Annotated in this window: 21 protein-coding genes; 12 read left to right on the top strand and 9 right to left on the bottom strand. The window is 63.2% G+C overall.

The genetic code is table 11. The features are described 5' to 3' along the window. The first annotated feature begins 32 nt into the window (after positions 1-32). From SDENCHOL_RS08465 to ftsB, 8 genes are all read left to right on the top strand, one after another. Entirely contained in the window at positions 33-848 is an 816-nt protein-coding gene (locus SDENCHOL_RS08465) for a hypothetical protein (RefSeq protein WP_197706881.1), read from the top strand. Continuing rightward, on the top strand, positions 845-1345 hold the full coding sequence (locus SDENCHOL_RS08470) for a PIN domain-containing protein (protein WP_154716832.1): 501 nt from the start codon (positions 845-847) through the stop codon (positions 1343-1345). Before SDENCHOL_RS08465 ends, SDENCHOL_RS08470 begins: the two co-directional genes overlap by 4 nt. A 215-nt stretch (positions 1346-1560) precedes the next feature. Further along, positions 1561-3072 (top strand): Fic family protein, encoded by a 1512-nt coding sequence (locus tag SDENCHOL_RS08475; protein ID WP_154716833.1) that lies wholly within the window; start codon positions 1561-1563, stop codon positions 3070-3072. 87 nt (positions 3073-3159) lie between these two features. Beyond that, a complete protein-coding gene (locus SDENCHOL_RS08480; protein ID WP_154716834.1) occupies positions 3160-4020 on the top strand; it encodes a DUF481 domain-containing protein in 861 nt (286 codons plus the stop codon). 117 nt (positions 4021-4137) lie between these two features. Then, complete coding sequence (locus tag SDENCHOL_RS08485) at positions 4138-5790, top strand: CTP synthase (protein WP_154716835.1); 1653 nt, start codon at positions 4138-4140, stop codon at positions 5788-5790. A gap of 21 nt (positions 5791-5811) precedes the next feature. After that, a complete protein-coding gene (gene kdsA / locus SDENCHOL_RS08490) occupies positions 5812-6645 on the top strand; it encodes a 3-deoxy-8-phosphooctulonate synthase (protein ID WP_154716836.1) in 834 nt (277 codons plus the stop codon). A 46-nt stretch (positions 6646-6691) separates the two neighbouring features. Next, a complete protein-coding gene (gene eno, locus SDENCHOL_RS08495; protein ID WP_154716837.1) occupies positions 6692-7978 on the top strand; it encodes a phosphopyruvate hydratase in 1287 nt (428 codons plus the stop codon). A gap of 18 nt (positions 7979-7996) precedes the next feature. Beyond that, positions 7997-8275: a cell division protein FtsB gene (ftsB, locus tag SDENCHOL_RS08500; RefSeq protein WP_154716838.1), complete on the top strand. Its 279-nt coding sequence runs from the start codon at positions 7997-7999 to the stop codon at positions 8273-8275. 51 nt (positions 8276-8326) lie between these two features. Here the strand turns inward: ftsB and SDENCHOL_RS08505 are convergent, their stop codons facing one another. The 4 genes from SDENCHOL_RS08505 to fumC are packed head-to-tail and all read right to left on the bottom strand — an operon-like array spanning position 8327 to position 12384. Next, positions 8327-8866 carry a gamma carbonic anhydrase family protein gene (locus SDENCHOL_RS08505; RefSeq protein ID WP_154716839.1) on the bottom strand — a complete coding sequence of 180 codons (540 nt, stop codon included), beginning with the start codon at positions 8864-8866 and terminating at the stop codon, positions 8327-8329. 14 nt (positions 8867-8880) lie between these two features. Continuing rightward, positions 8881-9849 carry a peptidylprolyl isomerase gene (locus SDENCHOL_RS08510; protein ID WP_154716840.1) on the bottom strand — a complete coding sequence of 323 codons (969 nt, stop codon included), beginning with the start codon at positions 9847-9849 and terminating at the stop codon, positions 8881-8883. Positions 9850-9903: 54 nt separating this feature from the next. Then, positions 9904-10929 carry a quinone-dependent dihydroorotate dehydrogenase gene (locus SDENCHOL_RS08515; RefSeq protein WP_197706882.1) on the bottom strand — a complete coding sequence of 342 codons (1026 nt, stop codon included), beginning with the start codon at positions 10927-10929 and terminating at the stop codon, positions 9904-9906. Between the two features lie 39 nt (positions 10930-10968). Continuing rightward, positions 10969-12384: a class II fumarate hydratase gene (gene fumC, locus SDENCHOL_RS08520; RefSeq protein ID WP_154716841.1), complete on the bottom strand. Its 1416-nt coding sequence runs from the start codon at positions 12382-12384 to the stop codon at positions 10969-10971. A gap of 350 nt (positions 12385-12734) precedes the next feature. On the opposite strand from fumC, the gene SDENCHOL_RS08525 reads away from it, so the two are divergent. Next, a complete protein-coding gene (locus SDENCHOL_RS08525; RefSeq protein WP_154716842.1) occupies positions 12735-13286 on the top strand; it encodes a class I SAM-dependent methyltransferase in 552 nt (183 codons plus the stop codon). 39 nt (positions 13287-13325) lie between these two features. On the opposite strand, the gene SDENCHOL_RS08530 is transcribed toward SDENCHOL_RS08525, so the two are convergent. The 3 genes from SDENCHOL_RS08530 to SDENCHOL_RS08540 are packed head-to-tail and all read right to left on the bottom strand — an operon-like array spanning position 13326 to position 18416. Beyond that, on the bottom strand, positions 13326-14447 hold the full coding sequence (locus SDENCHOL_RS08530) for an ABC transporter permease (protein WP_154716843.1): 1122 nt from the start codon (positions 14445-14447) through the stop codon (positions 13326-13328). Between the two features lie 14 nt (positions 14448-14461). Continuing rightward, entirely contained in the window at positions 14462-17290 is a 2829-nt protein-coding gene (gene rbbA, locus SDENCHOL_RS08535) for a ribosome-associated ATPase/putative transporter RbbA (protein ID WP_154716844.1), read from the bottom strand. Between the two features lie 7 nt (positions 17291-17297). Next, the gene (locus tag SDENCHOL_RS08540) at positions 17298-18416 is read right to left on the bottom strand and encodes an HlyD family secretion protein (RefSeq protein ID WP_154716845.1); all 1119 of its coding nucleotides are present in this window, start codon (positions 18414-18416) and stop codon (positions 17298-17300) included. On the opposite strand from SDENCHOL_RS08540, the gene SDENCHOL_RS08545 reads away from it, so the two are divergent. Continuing rightward, positions 18415-18645, top strand: coding sequence for a hypothetical protein (locus SDENCHOL_RS08545; RefSeq protein ID WP_154716846.1), 231 nt, complete (start codon positions 18415-18417; stop codon positions 18643-18645). The genes SDENCHOL_RS08540 and SDENCHOL_RS08545 overlap by 2 nt on opposite strands. Here the strand turns inward: SDENCHOL_RS08545 and SDENCHOL_RS08550 are convergent. After that, positions 18626-19168 carry an arylesterase gene (locus SDENCHOL_RS08550; protein ID WP_331844121.1) on the bottom strand — a complete coding sequence of 181 codons (543 nt, stop codon included), beginning with the start codon at positions 19166-19168 and terminating at the stop codon, positions 18626-18628. The two genes, SDENCHOL_RS08545 and SDENCHOL_RS08550, sit on opposite strands and share 20 nt — an antisense overlap. Before the next feature lie 130 nt (positions 19169-19298). Here SDENCHOL_RS08550 and SDENCHOL_RS08555 point away from each other — a divergent pair, with 130 nt between their 5' ends. Together SDENCHOL_RS08555 and SDENCHOL_RS08560 are read left to right on the top strand one after the other, a co-directional pair. Continuing rightward, positions 19299-19985 (top strand): ABC transporter ATP-binding protein, encoded by a 687-nt coding sequence (locus SDENCHOL_RS08555; protein WP_197706959.1) that lies wholly within the window; start codon positions 19299-19301, stop codon positions 19983-19985. A gap of 21 nt (positions 19986-20006) precedes the next feature. Continuing rightward, the gene (locus SDENCHOL_RS08560) at positions 20007-20912 is read left to right on the top strand and encodes an alpha/beta hydrolase (protein ID WP_154716849.1); all 906 of its coding nucleotides are present in this window, start codon (positions 20007-20009) and stop codon (positions 20910-20912) included. An 83-nt stretch (positions 20913-20995) separates the two neighbouring features. Here the strand turns inward: SDENCHOL_RS08560 and SDENCHOL_RS08565 are convergent, their stop codons facing one another. After that, on the bottom strand, positions 20996-21883 hold the full coding sequence (locus SDENCHOL_RS08565; RefSeq protein ID WP_154716850.1) for a YadA-like family protein: 888 nt from the start codon (positions 21881-21883) through the stop codon (positions 20996-20998). Between the last annotated feature and the right edge of the window lie 223 nt (positions 21884-22106).

The raw sequence follows: 22106 nt of genomic DNA on the forward strand, positions 1-22106 counted from the left end.
TGCCGATTCAGATTAAACGGAAGACATCATCTATGCTGACGGCTGGTCGTCTTCGACCTACAATCTCGTCTATGAACCCACTTAACGAACTGCGCTTTGCCGTCAGCGACCGCATCAACGATGCCGAGGTCGGGCCGAGGCACGTTCCATTGAGCCTGCTGGGTGACTTCCAGAAGGATGTTAGCGAGTTCCTGCGCGGCTCGACTAGGGATGTCGATCCTGCGGAGGTGCTGGTCTCGGTGGACGAGGGATCGCTGGCGCTGGTGGCATCGGGCCTGATGGCGGCTACGACCCTGTGGGCCGACCTTGAACGCCTGCAGTCCCTTGGCTCCCTGAATCTGATCGACCCCAAGCGTGCCGCCGTGGTGGAACGCTGGCAGACGAGCGCACGTCAAAATCCTCACCGCAAATACCGGGTTGCCGACATGACGGCAGCGCGTATCAGCCTGTCGGTTGATGTCTCGACGGATTTCCGCCGGGTCGAGGAAGTCTGGGTGACAGTCGAAAAATATGTTCATGGCAAGGTGATGGATTTGGGCGGCAAGACCAAGCCGAACGTCCATCTGGAAATGAGCGATGGCACTGTCTTGAAGGTTTCAACCACGCAAAAGCTGTTGGCGCAGGAAGAGCAGAACCGTCTCTACCGTTCGGCACTCTTGCACATTAGCGCCGAGGAAAATCTGTTGACTGGCGCTCTGCGCAATCCTGTGTTGCTGGCGTTCGAGGCTCACCAGCCGGCCTACGACGAGGCCGAGTTTCAACAGATGGTGCGGCGTGGCACGGCTGCATGGTCGGATGTTCCCGATGCCGCCGAATGGCTGGAAGGCTTACGCGGAGGCCGGGCATGACGGCATCGGTGTTGCTCGATACCAGCTATCTGATTACGCTCGTCGATCGGAACCGCCCCCACCACGACACTGCCGCCAAGTATTACCGGCTGATGCTGGAACAGCAGGTGCCCATGGTTTTCTCGGCTATCGTCGCCGCCGAGTTTGCCATCAAGCAGTCCATCACCGACCTTCCCTTGAAGAACTTTCGCTGCATTCCCTTCAACATTCCGCACGCAAACGAATCAGCACGCCTATGGAATGCACTGGGCAAGCGTGACGAAGACGACAGCCGCTCCGTGGTGCGGGATGACGTGAAGCTGCTGGGGCAAGCGGCGCGCGAGTCCATTCCGTTCATCCTGACCGAGGACGCCTCGACACTATTCAAATACTGCGAACGCCTGCGTGATGCCGGCATGTTGCAAACCAAGGCAATCAAACTCGCCGACGGATTCGACGTATGCGCCTTGCGCACGGATGGGCAACGCGGATTGGGCTTCGACGATCAGGATTCCTGACAGATCACCGGCGCAGATTTTGGTTGGCGTCTTATTCTCGGCGGCCATCATCGATGATGGCTTGCGTCAGTTCCTTGACGACCACTCGCATGATTCCGTTCTCTCGATTCCGTTCTCGAGGAAACACCGTATCTCCGTTTGCTGGAAGAAAGCGTATTTATTGGACACTTTCTTATTAAATAGCCTATGATTAGGACGAATTTGAGTGTCTATCCATGGCTATTCCTCAAAAAAACGACATTCTCCCCGAGATCGTCTTTTCCGCTGGCGATGCGGCCCATACCAAACGCGTTCAGCGCATGGTGGGTGACGGCGTGCTGCGCAGGATTTACAGCGGGGTCTATACCAGCGTCCTCGATCTTCCCCTGGAAAGCGTCGTTCTTCGCAACTGGGGCGAGATAGCAGGCCATCTATTGCCCGGCGGGGTGGTGAGTTTTCGCTCGGCCAGGGAGGGCCGGCCTGTCGATGGTCGGCTTTACATCACCCGTGGCAGGACGCCGCGAACGATCGAGATGCCGGGGCTCAATATCCGCGTGATACCCGGCAAAGGCGCAGTGGCCGAGGGGCCGGTACAGGATGCGCCTTACAAGAGTTTGTTCATGGCCAGCGAAGTCCGCTGGCTCCTGGAAAACATGGCGGCCGGCAAGGGAGTCGCTGAACGAGTCCTGTCGCGCGAGGAAGTGGAGTGCTACCTCGATCGCGTGCTTCTACTGCGCGGTGAGCTACGCCTCAATGAGCTGCGTGACAACTGTCGCCAGTTGGCGGAGCGACTCGATCTGCAGAAGGCATTTGGCCGTCTGGACAAAACCATGGGCGCACTGCTGGGCACGCATGAGGCGCGTCGTCTTCGCAGCCATCAAGCGCTGGCGCGCGCAGCGGGCAAGCCATACGATCCCGAGCGGATCGAGTTGTTCGACGCGCTGTTTGCCTACCTCAAAAGCAACGCCATGCCCCGGATCGCCGATCGCGCCGCAACCGGACAAGCTCTCGAAACATTCGCGTTCTACGAAGCCTACTTCTCCAATTACATCGAAGGCACGACCTTCCTGGTGGCGGAGGCCGAGCAGATCATCTTCGAAGGCAAGGTGATTCCCAACCGGGCCGAAGACTCCCACGACATCAAAGGCACCTTCGATGCCGCGTCGCGCGCGCCCTGGCGGAATGCGCCTGCGCGGGATGCGGAATCGTTTCTCGCGTGGCTGAAATCGGTCAACGCTTTGGTGATGCAGTCCCGACCGGAAAAACATCCAGGCGAATGGAAAGACACCGCCAATCAGGTGGGCAGCACGCTGTTCGTGCTGCCGGAACTCGTGCCGGGCACGCTGCGCGAAGGCTACGAGAGAGTCCGGGCGCTCGACGATCCCTTCGCGCGTGCCTTGATGACGATGTTCGTCGTCGCCGAAGTTCACCCTTTTATCGACGGCAACGGGCGCACGGCCCGCCTGGCGATGAATGCCGAGTTGTCGGCCGCCGGGCTGTCGCGCATCATCGTGCCGACCGTGTATCGCGAGGATTATCTGTTGCCGCTGAAAAGTCTCAGCAATAGCCGAGACTCCGTGCCGTATCTGCGCGCCATGATGCGCATCCAGGCCTGGACTGCGGCTTTCGACTACACCAGGGCACGACACGTCGTGGGAGCCGATCTCAAGGCGTGCAATGCTTTCGAGGAAGAAGCCGATAGATTCAGGCTGATTTTTCCCGAGGCGATTCAGGATGGGGAAAACTGAGCGCCAGCGACTTCATGCAGCTTGATTGCATCGCCATGACGTAGCTGTACCTGCCCATTTCCGGAAGTTTCGAAGCCGTCTGCCTCTGTGTTTGATACCGGCAAGCGTTATAAAGCAGTGGTTTGTAAAACACCAAAAACCGGTTTCATTCTCATAGCCACAAAGGTCATCTCCATGTTTGCTTCCATTTCCGCACCATTTTCTTCCCGCACTTTGCTGTTTTCCCTGTTGCTTGGCTTGGGCGCATCGTTCGCTTCCGCTGCAGGCGTTGAGGCCGTCGGTGGACAGGCTGGTGCGCCGGTTTCGCCATGGAAGGGTTCCGCCGAGTTCGGTTTGTCTTCGGCGACGGGCAATACGTCGGCGCGCAGCATGAATGGCCAGCTCAAGCTGAGCTATCAACTGGACGAGTGGAAGCACACGTTCAGAGCCAGTACCGTGCAGTCACGCGAAAATGGCAAGAGCACGGTCAATCGCAGTGCGGCCGAGATGAACAGCCGTTACAGCATCAATGATCGTACCTATGCTTTCGGCAACGGCAGGGTCATGCGCGATACTTTTTCCGGCTACGACTATCAGGCCAGTCTGGCGGGCGGCCTGGGCTACACCTTCTGGAAAGCCGAGGAAGGCGAGCTGAGTGTCGAGGCGGGTCCCGGTTACCGCCGCTCGAAAATGAAGAATTTGCCTGCCGAGGACAATGCGATCGGTCTGCTCAAGGAGGATTTTTCCTACCGGTTCTCCGCAACGACGCAGTTCGAGCAGTCCCTGAGCGTGCTTTCCGGCAAGGAAAACACCGAAGCCGAACTCCAGGCCGGGTTGCGGGTGAATATGACCGATACGCTGGCGATGAAGCTTTCGCATACCGTGCAGTACAACAGCGACGTGCTTCCCGGCAAGAAGAACACGGATACCTTTACGGCCGTCAATCTGGTGTACGACTTTGCCAAATGAAGTCCGGGCCTGGGTTTGAACGCGAATCCGGGCGCAGGCGGCCTGCGGCAAGCCCTGCAAGATTGAGCGACCGGCCGATTTCGGCTATGATTTCGCTTTCCCGCTAGTGGCGTTTCCATGGTCAAATATGTCTTCGTTACCGGTGGTGTCGTGTCCTCCCTGGGCAAAGGCATCGCCGCCGCGTCACTGGGTGCGATTCTCGAATCGCGCGGCATACGCGTCACCCACCTGAAACTCGATCCCTACATCAACGTCGATCCCGGCACGATGTCGCCGTTTCAGCACGGCGAAGTCTTCGTCACCGAGGACGGCGCCGAGACCGATCTCGATCTGGGCCATTACGAGCGCTTCACCAGTGCCAGGATGGGCAAGCGCAACAACTTCACCACCGGCCAGATCTACGAGTCGGTGATCAAGAAGGAGCGGCGCGGCGAATACCTGGGCAAGACGGTGCAGGTGATTCCGCACATCACCGATGAAATCAAGACCTTCGTCAAGCGCGGCGCCGAGGGCGCCGAGGTGGCCATCGTCGAGATCGGCGGCACCGTGGGCGACATCGAATCCCTGCCGTTCCTCGAAGCGATACGCCAGATGGGCATCGAGGAGGGCCGCAACAACACCTGCTTCCTGCACCTGACGCTGCTGCCGTGGATAGGCACGGCCGGCGAGCTGAAGACCAAGCCGACCCAGCATTCGGTCAAGGAACTGCGCGAGATCGGTATTCAGCCGGACATCCTGCTGTGCCGTGCCGACCGTCCGGTGCCGGAAGACGAGCGGCGCAAGATTTCGCTGTTCACCAACGTCCAGCCCGAAGCGGTGATTTCCGCCATCGACGCCGACAGCATCTACCAGATTCCGGGCATGCTGCACGACCAGATGCTCGACGAAATCGTCTGCCACAAGCTCGGCATCCTGGCCAAGGCGGCCGATCTGTCGGTGTGGAAGAAGCTGGTCGATGCCCTGCAGCATCCGCAGCACGAGGTGAATATCGCCTTCGTCGGCAAGTACATCGACCTGACCGAGTCCTACAAGTCGCTGATCGAAGCCCTGGTGCATGCCGGCATTCACACGCTTTCCAAGGTCAATATCCATTACATCGATGCCGAGGATCTCGAACGCAATGGCACGGACGCGCTGGTTGCCATGGACGCCATCCTGGTGCCGGGCGGCTTTGGCCGGCGCGGCACCGAGGGCAAGCTGCTGGCAATCCGCCATGCGCGCGAAAACAAGTTGCCCTACCTGGGCATCTGCCTCGGCATGCAGTTGGCGGTGATCGAATTCGCCCGCAACGTCGCCGGCCTGGCGGGGGCGCACAGTACCGAATTCGATCTGGCCACGCCCCATCCGGTGGTCGCCCTGATCACCGAATGGCTGGATCGCGAAGGGCGCATCGAGCAGCGCAGCGCCGATTCCGATCTGGGCGGCACCATGCGCCTGGGCGGGCAGACCTGCACGCTGGCCGAAGGCAGCCTGGCGCGCGAGATCTATGGCGCCGAGCGGATCGTCGAGCGCCATCGCCATCGCTATGAAGTGAATAACGCCTATCTGCCGCGTCTGGAACAGGCCGGCCTGACGATTTCCGGCACTTCGACGGAAGGCAAGGCGCTGTGCGAGATGATCGAGCTGCCGCGTACCGGCGCGCATGCGCATCCGTGGTTCGTGGCCTGCCAGTTCCATCCGGAATTCACCTCGAATCCGCGCAACGGCCATCCGCTGTTCAGCTCCTTCGTCAAGGCGGCGCTGGCCGCGCGGCGCAGCGCCACCCACTGATCGACCGAGGCAGGCGGAATCATGAATCTCTGCGGTTTTGAAGTCGGCCAGGATCGTCCCCTGTTCCTGATAGCCGGCCCCTGCGTGATCGAGTCGCGCCAGATGGCCTTCGATACCGCCGGCGCGCTGAAGGAAATCTGCGCCGAGTTGGCGATTCCCTTCATCTACAAATCGTCGTTCGACAAGGCCAACCGCAGCTCGGGCCAGTCGCCGCGCGGCCCCGGCATGGAAGAAGGGCTGGCGATCCTCGCCGAGGTGCGCCGGCAGCTCGGCGTGCCGGTGCTGACCGACGTGCATACCGAAGCGCAGATCGTCCCGGTGGCCGCCGTCGTCGATGTGCTGCAGACGCCGGCCTTTCTCTGCCGGCAGACCGATTTCATCGAAGCCGTGGCGCGTTGCGGCAAGCCGGTGAATATCAAGAAAGGCCAGTTCCTCGCGCCGGGCGACATGCAGCAGGTCGTCGCCAAGGCCAAGGTGGCGAATGGCGGCGCCGACAACATCATGGTCTGCGAGCGGGGCGTGAGTTTCGGCTACAACAATCTGGTTTCCGACATGCGCGCGCTGTCCATCATGCGCCAGACCGGCTGCCCGGTGGTCTTCGATGCCACGCATTCGGTGCAGTTGCCGGGCGGGCAGGGCACCTCCTCGGGCGGTCAGCGAGAGTTCGTGCCGGTGCTGGCGCGCGCCGCGGTGGCGGTGGGCGTGGCCGGCCTGTTCATGGAAACCCATCCCGATCCGGCGCGGGCGTTTTCCGATGGCCCCAACGCCTGGCCGCTCGACCGCATGAAGGAACTGCTCGCCGGCCTGCGCGAGCTCGATGCGCTGGTCAAGCGCAACGGCCTGGCGGCCATGTGATCATCCGAGCCATTCAAAACACCCTACTTCAATAAGGAAAGCCAGCATGAGCGCCATAGTTGACGTCGTCGCCCGCGAGATTCTCGATTCGCGCGGCAATCCCACCGTCGAAGCCGACGTCCTGCTCGAATCGGGCGTGATGGGCCGCGCCGCCGTGCCGTCGGGTGCGTCCACCGGCTCGCGCGAGGCCATCGAGCTGCGCGACGGCGACAAGGGCCGCTATCTGGGCAAGGGCGTGTTGCAGGCCGTCGAGAACGTGAACACCGAGATTTCCGAAGCCATCATCGGGCTGGATGCCGAAGAGCAGGCCTTCATCGACAGGGTGCTGATCGACCTCGACGACACCGAGAACAAATCGCGCCTGGGCGCCAACGCCATGCTAGCCGTGTCGATGGCCGTCGCCAAGGCCGCCGCCGAGGAAGCCGGCCTGCCGCTCTACCGCTACTTCGGCGGCTCGGGGCCGATGTCCATGCCGGTGCCGATGATGAACGTCATCAACGGTGGCGCGCATGCCAACAACAATCTCGACATTCAGGAATTCATGATCCTGCCGGTCGGCGCCGCGAGTTTCCGCGAGGCGCTGCGCTGTGGCACGGAGGTCTTCCATCATCTGAAGAAGCTGGTCGACAAGAAGGGCTACCCGACCACGGTGGGCGACGAGGGCGGCTTCGCGCCGAACGTCTCGGGCAACGACGAAGCTATCGAGCTGATCCTGAAGGCCATCGAATCCGCCGGCTACACGCCGGGCCAGGACGTGGTGCTGGGTCTGGACTGCGCCAGCTCCGAGTTCTTTAAAAACGGCAAGTACCATCTGGCCTCGGAAAAGCTGGAGCTGACCTCGGCCGGTTTCGCCGACTACCTCACCGCGCTGGCCGGCAAGTATCCGATCATCAGCATCGAGGACGGCATGGCGGAAGGCGACTGGGACGGCTGGCAGACGCTGACCGAAAAGCTCGGCAAGAGCGTGCAACTGGTCGGCGACGATCTGTTCGTCACCAACACCAGGATTCTCAAGGAAGGCATTGCAAAAGGCATCGCCAATTCCATCCTCATCAAGATCAACCAGATCGGCACGCTGTCGGAGACTTTCGCCGCCGTCGAGATGGCCAAGCGCGCCGGTTATACGGCGGTGATTTCGCATCGCTCGGGCGAAACCGAGGATTCGACCATCGCCGACATCGCCGTCGGTCTCAACGCCATGCAGATCAAGACCGGCTCGCTGTCACGCTCGGATCGCATCGCCAAGTACAACCAGTTGCTGCGCATCGAGGAAGACCTCGGCGACATCGCCCACTATCCGGGGCGCGATGCTTTCTACAATCTGCGCAAGTAAGCCGCACTCGCCACCCACATGCGCTGGCCGACGCTGGTGCTGGTCGCCCTGATCATCCTGCTGCAGTATCCGCTGTGGCTGGGCAAGGGCGGCTGGCTACGCGTCTGGGAAGTCGATCGCCAGCTCCAGGCGCAGCGCGAGGTCAATCAGAAGCTGGAAGAGCGCAACGCCGGGCTGGATGCCGAAGTGCGCGATCTGAAGAGCGGTTCCGACGCCATCGAGGAGCACGCGCGTTTCGAACTGGGCCTGATCAAACAGGGCGAAATCTTCGTCCAGGTGCCGCAGAAGCAGCCCTGAGCGGCGAATCAGGCACCGGGAATGCAGTAACACTGGACAAGGCTGTGAAGATCATGGCCCATGCGGCGCCGACAACGGCCGCAGATCCCTGAGATAGGACTGCCAGCGCGCCACGTAGCTGTCCGCGCCGCGCATCAATTCCTCCGCCTCGGCCGCGCTGAGGCTGCGCACGACCTTGCCCGGGGAGCCGAGGATCAGCGAGTAATCGGGATATTCCTTGCCTTCCGGGATCATCGCACCCGCCGCGACGATGCTGTGGGCGCCGATTTTCGCGCCGTTGAGGATGATCGCGCCGATGCCGATCAGCGAACCGTCGCCCACCGTGCAGCCGTGCAGCATGGCCTGATGGCCGACGATGATGCGCTTGCCCAGGGTCAGCCGGATGCCGGCGTCGGTATGCAATACGGCGTTGTCCTGGATGTTGCTGCGCTCGCCGATGGTGATCAGATCGGTATCGCCGCGCACCACGGCGCCGAAGAAGACGCTGGCGCAGGATTCCAGCACCACCGAGCCGATGACGCTGGCCGTGTCGGCGATCCAGCTATCCGGCGCGCAGCGCGGAACGCGGTCGCCGAGGGCGTAGAGCGGCATCGGGCGGCCGCCGGTTATTTCTTGCCGCCGGCCGCTGCGCTTTCCTTCGCGGCGTCGGTGTTTTCCGCAGTCCCTTCCTGCGGCTCAGTCGCGGCAGCGGGTGCCGCAGGCGCAGGCGGTTCGGCAATCACGATCTTCGCCTTTGCCTTGAGTTCGTCCAGTTGCTTGCGCATGGCCTGTTGCTGCATCTGCTGCTTGAGCATCGGCTTGATCTGGTCGAGCGGCGCGACGTCCTTCTGCCGCGCATCGTCCAGCGCGATGATGTGGTAGCCGAACTGGGTCTTGACCGGCTCCTGGGTGATCTGGCCTTTTTCCAGCTTGTCCAGGGCGGCGCCGAACTCGGGCACCATGGCGCGCGGATCGAACCAGCCCAGATCGCCGCCGTGTTCCTTCGAGCCGGGATCCTTGGAATTCGCCTTGGCCAGCGCGGCGAAGCTCTGCGGATTCTTCTTCAACTTGGCAATGATTTCCCGCGCCCGTTCTTCGCTGTCCACCAGAATGTGGCGCGCCTTGTATTCATTGCCGGCAAACTGGCTCTTGAGTCTGTCGTATTCGGCGGCGAGGGCTTCGTCCGTGATGGGATGGCTGGCGATCAAATCCTGCACGAAGGCATTCGACAGCGTGGTCTGCCGCGTGAGTTCGAGCTGGTCGGCGATCTCCGGCTTCTTGTCGAGACCTTTTTTCAGCGCTTCCTGGGCGATCAGCGTCTGCATGGTGAGCTGCTCGATCACCATCTTCCGGGTTTCCGGATTCCCGGCCTGCTCGGGATTCTGGCTGCCGAAATGTTCGAGCAGCAGCGCAACCCGGCTTTCCAGGATGGGCTCGCCATTCACCATGGCAGCCACGCCTTCCTTGAGTTTCGGGGAAGTTTCGCTTTGCGCCGCTTCCTGCTTTGCCGGCGTGGAGGATTTCTGGTCGTTGCAGGCAGTCAGGACAAACGTGGCGGCAAGCAGGCTCAAAAGCAGACGGGACGGGGTGCGCATGGTGGGTTCCTGGAGGTGGATTGAAAGGTGAAGGGCAAGGAAAGGTTGATGAATTCAGGGAATGGCGGTTTCCCCGGTCATGGCAACGCACTCGCGCACCAGTTCCGGGCCGCGGTAGATCAGGCCACTGTAGATCTGCACCAGCCGGGCGCCGGCAGCGAGCTTGGCGCGCGCCTGGGTGCCGTCGAGGATGCCGCCGGCCGCGATGATCGGCAGCTCGCCAGCCAGCGCGCTGGCCAGCGCGGCGACGACGGCGGTCGATTTCTCGAACAGCGGCGCGCCGGAAAGGCCGCCCGTTTCCTGCGCGTGCCGCGAGGTTTCGACGCCTTCGCGGCCCAGCGTGGTGTTGGTGGCGATCACCGCGTCGATGCGGTGGCGGCGCAGCGCGGCGGCGATGTGCCCGATCTGCGCCGCATCGAGATCCGGCGCGATCTTCAGCGCCACGGGCACGTAGCGGCCATGCTTGTCGGCCAGTTGCGTCTGGCGCGACTTCAGCGCGGCGAGCAGCGCATCGAGTTCGTTTTCACCCTGCAACTGGCGCAGGTTCTTGGTGTTCGGCGAGGAAATATTCACCGTGACATAGCTCGCCAGCGCATACACCTTGTCGAGACAGGCGAGGTAATCATCAGCAGCCCGTTCGATCGGCGTATCGGCATTCTTGCCGATGTTGATGCCGAGGATGCCGGTGTACCTGGCAGCTCGCACGTTGGCCAGCAGCGCATCGACGCCGTGGTTGTTGAAGCCCATGCGGTTGATGATGGCGCGCTGCTCGGGCAGACGGAACAGGCGCGGTTTGGGATTGCCCGGCTGCGGGCGCGGCGTCACGGTGCCGATTTCGAGAAAGCCGAAGCCCAGTTTGGCCAGCCCGTCGATGGCCTCGCCATTCTTGTCGAGACCGGCAGCCAGGCCCACGCGATTGGGAAAATCTAGTCCCATCACCCGCACGGTGGTGGCCTGCGTGATTGTCGGCGGTTCGGGCAGCAGGCAGCCGAAGCGATGCAAGCCGGCGATGGTCAGTTCGTGGGCAGTCTCGGCATCGAGGGCGAAGAGCAGGGGACGGGCAAGGGCATAAGGCAGCATGGCTGCGGATTCTATCCGTCCTGCTCCGCTTGCGCAGTATTACTTGCCTGTCTGCTGGTTTTCTCCCGTCGGCCCCAGCATCTGTTCCGGGCGAACCCAGACATCGAATTCTTCGCCAGTGAGCTCGCCCAGGGCCAGCGCCGCCTCGCGCAAGGTGCTGCCGTCGGCATGGGCCTGCTTGGCGATGGCGGCGGCGCGGTCGTAGCCGACATGCGGCACCAGCGCGGTGACCAGCATCAAGGAGCGCTCCAGCAGCTCGCGGACGCGCGCGCGATTGACCTCGATGCCTCGTACGCAGTGCGCCTCGAAGCTGCGGCAGCCGTCGGCCAGCAGGCGCGTGCTTTGCAGGAAGTTGTGGATCAGCAGCGGCTTGTAGACGTTCAGCTCGAAATTGCCGCTGGCCGCGCCGATGCCGATCGCCACGTCGTTGCCCAGCACCTGGACGCAGAGCATGGTCAGCGCCTCGGCCTGGGTCGGATTCACCTTGCCCGGCATGATCGAACTGCCCGGCTCGTTTTCCGGCAAGGAGAGTTCGCCCAGCCCGGAACGCGGCCCGGAAGCCAGCCAGCGGATGTCGTTGGCGATTTTCATCAGCGCGACCGCCAGCGTTTTGAGCGCGCCATGCGCCATCGTCATCGCCTCATGGCCGGCCAGCGCGGCGAAGCGGTTGTCCGCCACGGTGAACGGCAGCCCGGTGGCCTGCGCCACGGCCGCCGCCACGCGCGCGCCGAATTCCGCATGGGTGTTCAGGCCGGTACCCACCGCCGTGCCGCCGATCGCCAGTCGATGGAGTCCCGGCAAACTGGCTTGCAGCGCGGCCTGCGCGATTTCCAGTTGCGCGACGTAGCCCGAAAACTCCTGGCCCAGCGTCAGCGGCGTGGCGTCCTGCAGATGGGTACGGCCAATCTTGATGACCTCCGCAAAAGCGGCCGCCTTCTCCGCCAGACTCGCACTCAGTTGCCGCAAGGCGGGCAGCACGTCGTGGTGAATGGCAAGGGCACCGGCAATGTGCATCGCGCTCGGAAACACGTCGTTCGACGACTGGCCTTTGTTCACGTCGTCATTGGGATGCACCAGTCGTCCCGAGCCGCGTTCCCCACCCAGCAATTCGGAAGCCCGGTTGGCAATCACCTCATTGACGTTCATGTTGGACTGGGTGCCGGAGCCCGTCTGCCAGACCGAAAGGGGAAATTCCGCCGCGTGCCGGCCGGCGGTGATTTCATCGGCGGCTTGCCGGATGGCCCGCGCCTTGCGCTCGTCGAGCAGCCCGAGGGCGGCGTTGGCCCCGGCTGCCGAGGATTTCAGCAGGACCAGAGCCTGTATCAGCGGCACCGGCATCAACTCGCTGGAAATGCGGAAATGTTCGAGACTGCGCTGGGTCTGCGCTCCCCACAGACGCTCCGCGGCAACCTCGATCGGGCCAAAACTGTCGGTTTCGATGCGAACGGCCGTCATGTCTGCACCTCGCAAGTATTCAGGAAAGGGAAGGGGGAAAGGAAGAAACGAAGGACTTCAGCATAGCACCCGCCGAATCGAAAGTCCTGGCAGCGGGCGGTGCAAACGACACGGCAGGCATGCTTTCGCGCTATCCTGATGCAGTACTACATTCTTGGCAGAATAATCTCGAGCCCGTCATTCCTGCGCAGGTAGGAATCCAGGTGACCAAGCGGAAGCGAGAATCGCCAGCAGCCGTCATTCCCGCGCAGGCGGGAATCCAGTACCTCCCTGGGTCCCCGCTTTCGCGGGGACGACAAATGTGTTTTTTTACGTATCAATCAGCGTGCAACACTAGACTAACGGCCATCATGGAACCGACCTCGAACATCGTTACCGCCACGCCTTCGGCCTGGGTCTGCCGTTTTGCGTCCTTGATCCCGGCAGGTGGCCGCGTACTGGATCTGGCCTGCGGCAATGGACGCCACGCCCGTCATCTTGCCGGACTCGGCCATGCCGTCGAAGCCGTCGACCGCAATGCGCAGGCACTGGAAAGCCTGGCCGGGATACCCGGCATCGAGACGCGCTGCGCCGACCTCGAAGGCGGGCCGTGGCCGTACATCGGCGCGAATTTTGCCGGGATCGTGGTGACCAATTACCTGTGGCGGCCGCTGCTGCCCAGCCTGCTGGCCACGCTCGACAAGGGCGGCATCCTGATCTACGAAACCTACGCGGCCGGCAACGAGCGCTTCGGCAAGCCGTCGAATCCGGCCTTCCTGCTGCGCAAGGACGAACTGCGCTTCATCGTGCGCGGCCATCTCGACATCATCGCCTTCGAGCAGGGCGAGGTCACTCAACCGCGCCCATCCGTGGTGCAGCGTATCTGCGCGGTGCGCCTGGGAGAGTTGCGTTTGCCGGAGTGAGTCTGGCGCATCCATGCCCGATGCGCCGCTGAATTGCGGCTATCCCGCCAGCGCCTTCCTGAAGCGCAGCAGCGCGCCGCCGAAGTAGAGGGTGCCGATGGCGGCGCAATACGCCAGGTCCGGCCAGACCACGTCCAGTCCGGCGCTGCGGTAGAGCACCGACTGGGAAAAGCTGGTGAAGTGCGTCGAAGGTGAAATCAGCATCGCCGCGTGCATGGCCGGCGGCATTTCGTCGAGCGGGGTGATGCCGCCGGAAAGCAGGTTCATGGCGATATACACGGGCACGGCGAGCAGGGCGAACTGCGGCATGGTGCGCGCGATGGTGGCGAGGAAGATGCCCAGCGCCGTGGTCGAGAACAGATAGACGACGATGCCGCCGACGAACAGCGGCGTCGAGCCGGCCACCGGCAGGGCCAGCCAGCCCTTGGCGACGAACTGCAGCGAGAGGGTGGCGGCGATGACGATGATCAGGCCGCTGGCCCAGACCTTGGCCAGCATGATCTCGAACGGCTTGAGCGGCATCGCCAGCAGGTGCTCGATGGTGCCGTGCTCGCGCTCGCGGATCAGCGCCGCGCCGGTGAGGAAGATCGCCAGCAGGGTGATGTTGTTGATCAGTTGGTTGACCGCCATCAGCCAGGCGGATTCCATGTTGGCATTGAACTTGGCGCGCGTCACCAGCTTGACCGGCAGCTCGATGTTCACATCGCGCCCCCAGCTGTGGTCGATCACCGCGCGAGTGACGATGCTCTGCAGATAGCCGACCCCGGCGCCGGCCTGGGTCACTGCCGTGGCGTCGGCCAGAATCTGCACGGTCGGTTCGCGGCCGGCCTTGACGTCGGCCTCGAAGTTCGGCGGGATGTCGATGATGAAGGTATGGCGCCCCTCATCCATGGCCTGGTCGATCTGCTCCAGCGACAGGGGCGCGGGCGGCTGGAAATAGGGCGGCCCGAGGGTATCGATGATCTGCCGCGAGAGCGCCGAGCCGTCCTCATCGACGACGGCGATCGAGGCATTGATCACGCCGAAGGCGGCGTTCTTGGTCGGCTGATAGACGGCATAGGTGAAGCCGAAGATGATCAGAAAGATCATCGCCAGATCGGTTTTCAGGCTGAACAGTTCCTTGATGCCCAGGCGGAGGATGTTCTTCAGCGAGCGCAGCATGCGTATCCTCCTTCTCAGCGGGCCTGGGTGCGCAGCAGGCTGCGGGCCAGCGCCAGCAGGACGACGGCGGCCAGCGCCAGGATGACGAGGCTGGGCAGCAGCTCGGCCATGCCCAGCGCCTTGGTCATGCTGCCGATGCTGATGTTCTGGAAATAGCTGCTGGGAAACAGCAGGCCGATCTTGCGCGCATCGCCGGACAGCGAGGAAACCGGTGTGAACATGCCGGAAAACTGGATGGCCGGCGCCGTGGTCAGGATGGCGGTGGCGAACAGCGCGGCGACCTGGGTGCGCATGAAGGAAGAAATCACCAGCCCGATGCCGGTGGTGGCGAAGGCATACAGCACGGCGCCGATCATCAGCGCCGCCAGGCTGCCCTTGACCGGCACGACAAACAGCCATTGCGCCATGGCCAGCAGACAGAGGAAATTCACGCATGCGATCGCCACATAGGGCAGTTGCTTGCCGAGCAGGAATTCGGCGCCGCTGACCGGCGTCACGTACAGATTGATGATCGAACCCAGCTCGCGCTCGCGCACCACGCCGACGGCCGTCATCATCGAGGGAATGAACACCAGCAGCAGCATCAGCACGCTCGGCACGATCGCATATACGCTGCGCAGATCGGGGTTGTAGCGGAAGCGCGTTTCGATTTTCACCGGCAGGTCAGGCGGTTTGAGCTGCGGATGGCGGATGAAATAATCATCGAGAAAACGCTGATGCACGCCTTCGAGATAACCCAGCGCGGTTTCCGCCCGCGAAGGCATGGCGCCATCGAGCCAGACGCCGATCTCCGGCTCGCGCTGGGCGGCCAGGTCGGCGCCGAAACGCGGCGGGATTTCAATGGCCACCTTGAGCTTGCCGCTGCTCAGGCGCTGCTCGAGTTCGGCATGATCGGCCAGCGGCGGGCTTTCGCGGAAATAGCGCGAGCTGGACAAATGTTCCAGATAGCCGCGGCTGTCCTGGCTGCGATCGTGATCGAGCACGGCGTAACTCAACTTTTCCACGTCGAAGGAAATGCCGTAGCCGAACACCAGCATCAGGATCATCGGCCCCAGCAGGGCAAAGGCCAGGCGGATCGGATCGCGCAGGATTTCCTTGGCTTCGCGGTTGGCATAGGCGCGCAGGCGGCGCAGGCTGAAGCGGGGCGGCGCGGACTTCTTCTTCGGCGCTGCTGCCGTCGTCGTCGATGCGCTCGTTTGCGCCACCGTGTCAGCCTTCGCGGTGAAAGCGGTTTGCAGACCATGATCCGCGTCTGGCTGTGCTGCCTGTTCCGCCTTGCCGGCCGCGTCTTCGAGATGGCCGATGAAAGCCTCCTCCAGCGTTGCCGCGCCGCGCGCCAGGCGGATTTCCTCCGGTGTGCCCTGGGTCAGCACGCGGCCGGCGTGCATCAGCGACATGCGGTCGCAGCGCTGCGCCTCGTTCATGAAATGGGTGGAGATGAAAATGGTCACCTTGTCGCGGCGCGACAAATCGATCAGCAACTGCCAGAAGCTGTCGCGCGCCACCGGATCGACGCCGGAAGTCGGCTCGTCGAGGATCAGCAGCTCGGGTGCATGAATCACCGCCACGGCCAGGGACAGGCGCTGGCGTATGCCCAACGGCAGGGCGTCGGGGCGTTCATCCACATAGGGAACGAGGCCGAAGCGCGTCAGCATTTCCTCGACGCGGACAGGAATGTGCGCTTCCGGCAGATGGAACAGGCGCGCATGCAGATCGAGGTTCTGCCGGACGGTGAGTTCGGTGTACAGCGAAAAACTCTGCGACATGTAGCCCACGCGCTGCCGGGTGGCGATGTCGCGGGCATTCACCGGATGGCCGAACAGCGCCGCTTCGCCGGCATCGGCCGGCAGCAGGCCGGTCAGCATTTTCATGGTGGTGGTCTTGCCGCAGCCGTTGGAGCCCAGAAAGCCGAAGATTTCGCCGGCGTGGATGCGGAAGCTGACATTGTCGACCGCCGTGAAATCGCCGAAGCGCCGCGTCAAGCCGCGCGCCTCGATGGCGACTTCATGCTGGCTGACGTCGTGCGGCGGCACCTGCAGGGCGACGTGGCCGTCGCGCGCCTCGGCCGGCAGCAGGGCGATGAAGGCGGCTTCCAGCGTATCCGCCGCCACATCGCTGCGCGCCTTCAGTTCGTCCGCCGTGCCGGTGGCCAGCACCTGGCCGGCATGCATGGCCACCAGCCAGTCGAAGCGTTCGGCTTCCTCCATGTAGGCCGTGGCGACGAGCACCGTCATGCCGGGACGCGCGACGCGCAGGCTGTCGATCAGCGCCCAGAACTGGCGTCTCGACAGCGGATCGACGCCGGTGGTCGGCTCGTCGAGTATCAGCAACTCGGGGTCGTGGAGCAGGGCGCAGCACAGCCCGAGTTTCTGCTTCATGCCGCCGGACAGCTTGCCCGCCGGACGGTCGGCAAACTCGCTCATGCCGGTGGCGGCCAGCAGGGCGTCGATGCGGGCCTTGCGCTCGGTCGCCGGCAAACCGAACAGGCGGCCAAAGAAATCGGCATTCTCGAACACCGACAAGGTGGGGTACAGATTGCGCCCCAGCCCTTGCGGCATGTAGGCAATTTCCGGACAGGCCGCCGCGCGATGCCGCCGGCGCGCCATGTCGTTGCCCAGCACCACGACGCGACCACGTCCGCCTTGCACCTGGGTCGAACCGGCAATCAGGGCGAGGAGGGTGGATTTGCCTACGCCGTCCGGACCGATGAAGCCGGTCGTGCGGCCGGCCGGAATGTCCAGCGTGACGCCATCGACCGCCCGCACCCGGCCATAGACATGGCTGACATCCGTCAGGCGTATGGCGACGGCGGCAGCGGCGGCAACATCCTGCGGCTGGCTCATCGCCACATCATTCGCCCGCCGCCGTATTTTCCGCTGCCTCCTGCGGCGCGGCCTGTACGGGTGGCAGTTTCACCGCCAGACCGGCAGGCCATGGCACGGTTGGATCCAGGCGCACCGTGGCCTGGCCCGGCAAGCCGCTCTTGACCTGTGCCTCATAGGTCTTGAGCAATTGCGGATCAAGCTGCAGCTTGACCTGCAATACCAGTTTCTGCCGCTCGCTGGCGGTTTCCACGCTTTTCGGCGTGAACTGCGCCTTGGCCGCCACGTGGGCGACGCGCGCTGGTAGCACGTAGTCGGGCGCGGCATCCAGCACCAGCCGCGCTTCGCTGCCGATGGCAATCTGCCCGGCGATGTTTTCCGGCAGGTAGATGTTCATGGTGACGTAGGCCAGATCGAGCAGCGTCAACACCTTGCCGCCTGCCGGCAGGATTTCGCCGGGCTCGGCCAGACGGTATTGCACCCGCGCATCGCGCGGCGCCTTGAGCACGGTATCGTCGAGTTCCGTCTGCAGGCGCTGGATCGCCGCTCGCGCCACTTCGATTGCCGCCTGCGCTTCGGTCACCTGCGAGCGGGCAGCCGCCACGCCGGCCTGGCTTTCGGCCACCTGCGACTGCGCCGCGCCCAGCAGTGCCAGCGAACCCTGCTTGCGGGTCTGATCCAGATCGAGCTGCTGCCGGGTGTTGAAGCCCTTGTCGAGCAGCTCCTGGGTACGCTGCAACTGCTTCCCGGCAAACTCCACTTCGCTTTCGCGCTGCTCGACATAGGCTTGCGCCGTCTGCTCCGCCTGATGTCGCTGGGCGAGCATGGCCTCGGCCGTTCCGCGCGCCTGCTCGGCCCGCCGCAGTTGCGCCCGGGCTTCATGCAAGGCGGCCTGCAGCGCCGCCACGTCGAGTTCGGCCAGTACCTGCCCGGCGCTGACCCGGTCGCCTTCCTCGACATGAACCGCCTCGAGACGCCCGGCGAACTTGCTGGCAATGTCGATCTGCCGCGCTTCGAGGCGCCCGTTGCCGCTCGCGAAAGCCTCGGGCTGGCCGTCGTCTTGCCGATGCTGCCAATAAAACCAGGCCAGAACGATGCCAAGCAGCAGGATGCCCGCAAGCAGGCGCAGGAGTGGAGGTTTTTTCATGAGCATGACTGTTGCCGCAATCGGATCGGATCGAATGGATCGAATCGCCGATTCTAGGCGGAGTTCATGGCCTCCGGGCCATTCTGGAAATTGCCGGGTATTTTGTGAAGCAGCCGTGCTGGAAATTTTCCGTCAGACGGGCTTCAACCCGACGGTGATCGGCGAATTGCAGATGCAGGCTGCGGAAGAGTGTGGCAGCGCACCGGGCATCAGCGTCCTGGCCGCTTGAGCAGGGGCTTGAGCACCGGCCAGACATTCTCCAGCATCAGGGGTTGCGTTGCGGCCGTCGGATGCAGGCCATCGGCCTGGAAGGCCGCGCGCTGCTCGGCAAAGCCCTCGAACAGAAAGGGCAGCAGCGCAACCTTGTACTGCCTGGCCAATTCCGCATATACGGCGGCGAATTGAGCTTCGTATTCGGCGCCGTAATTCGGTGGCAGGCGCATGCCCACCAGCAGCACGCGGGCTTTGTGGGACTGGCTCTGTCGGATCATGCTGGCCAGGTTCTCGCGCATCTGGGCAAGCGGCAGACCGCGCAAGCCGTCATTGGCGCCCAGGGCGAGGATGACGACGGCTGGACGATGGGTCTTCAGCGCCGCCGGCAAGCGTGCCCGGCCACCGGCGCTGGTTTCGCCGCTGATGCTCAGATTCACCATGCCATAATCGAACTTTTCCGCATGCAGACGCACGGACAACAGCGCCGGCCAGCTTTGTTCCTTGGCGATGCCATAGCCTGCCGACAGGCTGTCGCCCATGACCAATATTGTTTCCGTGGCGAGGGCCGGCGCTGAATTGGCCGCGAATAAAAACATCAACCAGAAGATCGAACGCAAGATACGCAACATGAACGCAGACTCCAAAACACCGAGCGAAGACACGTCAACAATGACGACAAACACCACGCCGCTGATCGAAACCATCGGCCTGGGCAAGCAGGTCAGCAGCGGCAGCGGCCGGCTGACGATTCTGCACCAGATCGACCTTCAGGTGGCGGCAGGCGAGGCGGTGGCCATCGTCGGCAGCAGCGGCTCGGGCAAGTCGACGCTGCTGGGCCTGCTTGCCGGACTCGATCGGCCGACGGCGGGCAGCGTGCGCCTGGCCGGGCAGAACCTGGCCGACCTCGACGAAGATGCCCTGGCTGCCCTGCGCGGCCGCCTGCTCGGCTTCGTCTTCCAGTCCTTCCAGCTGATGCCGACCATGACCGCGCTGGAAAACGTCATGCTGCCGCTGGAATTGGCCGGGCGCAATCTGTCTCACGCGCAACGGATTGCCCGCGAAATGCTGGCCCGCGTCGGCCTGGTCGAGCGCAGCACGCACTACCCCAAGCATCTGTCAGGCGGCGAACAGCAACGCGTCGCCCTGGCCCGTGCCTTTGCCCCCGGGCCGCAACTTCTGCTGGCCGACGAACCCACCGGCAACCTCGATGCCGATACCGGCGCGGCCGTCATCGAACTGATGTTCGCCATGAACGCGGAGCAGGGCACCACGCTGCTGCTGGTCACCCACGACGAAGCCCTGGCGCGGCGCTGCGACCGCATATTGCGACTGGTCAATGGCCGGCTGGCCGACTGACACTTCCGGCTGGAGCACTTCATGTCCGAACGGCATTTCCAACATTTCCATCGCATCGACCTGAGCTTCGCCAGCGGCAAGGAGCGCTGCGCCGCCCGGCTGCATCTGCCCCTGCATCTGCCCCAGCCGCCCGTGGTGCTGATGGGCAACGGCCTGGCGACGGAATGGCATTTCGGCACCGCCGATTTCATCCGCGCCTTCACGGCGGCCGGCATCGCCACCCTCAATTTCGACTACCGCCATTTCGGCGCATCCAGCGGCGAGCCGCGTCAATTGATCAGCTTCGCCAAACAGCTCGACGACTGGCGTGCAGCCCTGGCGTTTCTGCGCACCCGCACGGAAATCAACCCGGCCCGCATCGCCCTGTGGGGCAGTTCGCTGGGCGGCGGCCATGCGCTGAGTCTGGCGGCGGAAGAGCCTCGGTTGCGCGCCGTGATCGCCCAGGTGCCGCATCTGAACAGTCGCGAAGCGCTGAAGATGGTGCCCAAACGGCAGCTACTGCGCACGCTGGGCCATGCTCTGTACGACAAACTCGGCAGCACCCTGGGCTGGCCCGTGCACACGCTGCCCGTGGTGGCCGAACCGGGCGAGCCGGGCCTGCTCAACAAGCCGGGCTGGAAGGCGCACTACCTGAGTCTGGTGCCCGCAGGGTCGTCATGGCGCAACGCCGTGCCGGCCCGTTCGATTTTCAGCGCCGGCAACTACAACCCCATCGACGTCCTGGCGCGCCTGCAAATGCCGGTAATGATCGCCTACGCCCTGGAGGATGCCGCGATTCCGGCGGTGAACGTCGAAATCGCCAGCCAGCGTATCGGGAACGTCACTTTGCTGCCCTTTGCCGGCGATCATTTCGACGTCTATGCCGGGTCGTGGCATGACGAGATCGTGGCGCAGGAAACCGGTTTTCTGCGCAGCAAGCTGTTTTGAGCCGCCTCGAATAGACGTCGCAAAAACAAAAACGGCGCCGCAGCGCCGTTTTTCATACTGGAATGGTGAAATAACCGACCGGCTTACCAGGACATCGCCGCGCCCACGCCAAAGGATGCCTTGCTGCCGCTGCCCGAACCGGATGCCACGCTGGCCTTCAGCACGGCATCGGGCGCCAGACGGTAGGACGCGCCCACCGCCAGCGCCGATTCGCTGTTGTAGCTGCCCAGACCCACGCCCAGCGCAAATGTCTTGTCCGAATCGACCTGCGGAATATTCACCGCCGCCATGGTCGAGGCGATTCCCGCCGACATGCGCTTGTCCATCTTGTCCACACGACTCTCCAGATTGCCGATCCGGCCATCGAACTGGCCGACCTGGTCGCTCAACGCATCCAGTTGGCGCTTGTTGACCGCATCGGTCGGCGCCACGCCGTCGGCGACGCCATGTACGCGCACCGGGGCAACGCCGAATGCGGCAAAGGAAACCCCCGTATCGTCCAGCTTCAATGTCGTCTGACCGAATGAACCGCCGCGGAGCGTGGTATTGCTTGCAGTGGACGTGACGCCATTGACCGTGCCAGCGACGTTCTGCACGCCCAGCGTGGTCTTCCCGGCGGTCGTGCCAACCTGCAGGACGGTACTGCCAAGCGCTGGCGTCGCAGGGCCGACGTTCAGCGTGGCGCTGGAAACGTTGCCCGAAGCCGTGATGTTGCCGTTCGAACCCACGGAGGCGGAACCGCTCGTTCCCTGCACGCTGTAACCGCTCTGGTCGATGCTGGTGGTCGTGCCGTTGGTGTCATCGACGATCGTGATGGCGTTGGGATCGATGAGCGTCACGTCACTGCCACTGCCCTGCTGAACGATGACCTCATCGGCGGTCACCGTCTGGGCAAGTGCGCCATTGGCAGCGCCGGATAAAGCGATCAGCGCAATAACAAGTCTGGGTTTGAAGCTTATTTGATTCGCCATTATGAGTGTTCTCCTCGATCAGGAATGAGAATTGTGCCGGCGGTATTCTCCAGTGCCGAAGCAGTCTGGTCAAGCGAATTTATCAAGATTGCAAAATGGCTCAAAACAAGTTTTTGACAATGGGGGGACAGTTCGGGAGAATTGCCCGACATAGCCGGGTAAATTTTCATCGGGCATGCGCGAGCGTACCCGGGCTTACTTTTGGCATACCTTTCCTCGATTC

This window comes from Sterolibacterium denitrificans, assembly GCF_900174485.1.
In the GTDB taxonomy this organism is placed as follows: Bacteria; Pseudomonadota; Gammaproteobacteria; order Burkholderiales; family Rhodocyclaceae; genus Sterolibacterium; species Sterolibacterium denitrificans.

Bases quoted from the DNA above. Each gene is read 5' to 3' on its own strand.
- SDENCHOL_RS08510 (WP_154716840.1), bottom strand. From the start codon at position 9,849: ATGCGCACCCCGTCCCGTCTGCTTTTGAGCCTGCTTGCCGCCACGTTT.
- SDENCHOL_RS08565 (WP_154716850.1), bottom strand. From the start codon at position 21,883: ATGGCGAATCAAATAAGCTTCAAACCCAGACTTGTTATTGCGCTGATC.
- SDENCHOL_RS08560 (WP_154716849.1), top strand. From the start codon at position 20,007: ATGTCCGAACGGCATTTCCAACATTTCCATCGCATCGACCTGAGCTTC.
- SDENCHOL_RS08465 (WP_197706881.1), top strand. From the start codon at position 33: ATGCTGACGGCTGGTCGTCTTCGACCTACAATCTCGTCTATGAACCCA.
- rbbA (WP_154716844.1), bottom strand. From the start codon at position 17,290: ATGAGCCAGCCGCAGGATGTTGCCGCCGCTGCCGCCGTCGCCATACGC.
- SDENCHOL_RS08540 (WP_154716845.1), bottom strand. From the start codon at position 18,416: ATGAAAAAACCTCCACTCCTGCGCCTGCTTGCGGGCATCCTGCTGCTT.
- SDENCHOL_RS08470 (WP_154716832.1), top strand. From the start codon at position 845: ATGACGGCATCGGTGTTGCTCGATACCAGCTATCTGATTACGCTCGTC.
- SDENCHOL_RS08525 (WP_154716842.1), top strand. From the start codon at position 12,735: ATGGAACCGACCTCGAACATCGTTACCGCCACGCCTTCGGCCTGGGTC.
- SDENCHOL_RS08485 (WP_154716835.1), top strand. From the start codon at position 4,138: ATGGTCAAATATGTCTTCGTTACCGGTGGTGTCGTGTCCTCCCTGGGC.
- SDENCHOL_RS08545 (WP_154716846.1), top strand. From the start codon at position 18,415: ATGAGCATGACTGTTGCCGCAATCGGATCGGATCGAATGGATCGAATC.
- SDENCHOL_RS08505 (WP_154716839.1), bottom strand. From the start codon at position 8,866: ATGCCGCTCTACGCCCTCGGCGACCGCGTTCCGCGCTGCGCGCCGGAT.
- SDENCHOL_RS08515 (WP_197706882.1), bottom strand. From the start codon at position 10,929: ATGCTGCCTTATGCCCTTGCCCGTCCCCTGCTCTTCGCCCTCGATGCC.
- fumC (WP_154716841.1), bottom strand. From the start codon at position 12,384: ATGACGGCCGTTCGCATCGAAACCGACAGTTTTGGCCCGATCGAGGTT.
- SDENCHOL_RS08550 (WP_331844121.1), bottom strand. From the start codon at position 19,168: ATGGGCGACAGCCTGTCGGCAGGCTATGGCATCGCCAAGGAACAAAGC.
- ftsB (WP_154716838.1), top strand. From the start codon at position 7,997: ATGCGCTGGCCGACGCTGGTGCTGGTCGCCCTGATCATCCTGCTGCAG.
- eno (WP_154716837.1), top strand. From the start codon at position 6,692: ATGAGCGCCATAGTTGACGTCGTCGCCCGCGAGATTCTCGATTCGCGC.
- SDENCHOL_RS08555 (WP_197706959.1), top strand. From the start codon at position 19,299: ATGACGACAAACACCACGCCGCTGATCGAAACCATCGGCCTGGGCAAG.
- SDENCHOL_RS08475 (WP_154716833.1), top strand. From the start codon at position 1,561: ATGGCTATTCCTCAAAAAAACGACATTCTCCCCGAGATCGTCTTTTCC.
- SDENCHOL_RS08530 (WP_154716843.1), bottom strand. From the start codon at position 14,447: ATGCTGCGCTCGCTGAAGAACATCCTCCGCCTGGGCATCAAGGAACTG.
- kdsA (WP_154716836.1), top strand. From the start codon at position 5,812: ATGAATCTCTGCGGTTTTGAAGTCGGCCAGGATCGTCCCCTGTTCCTG.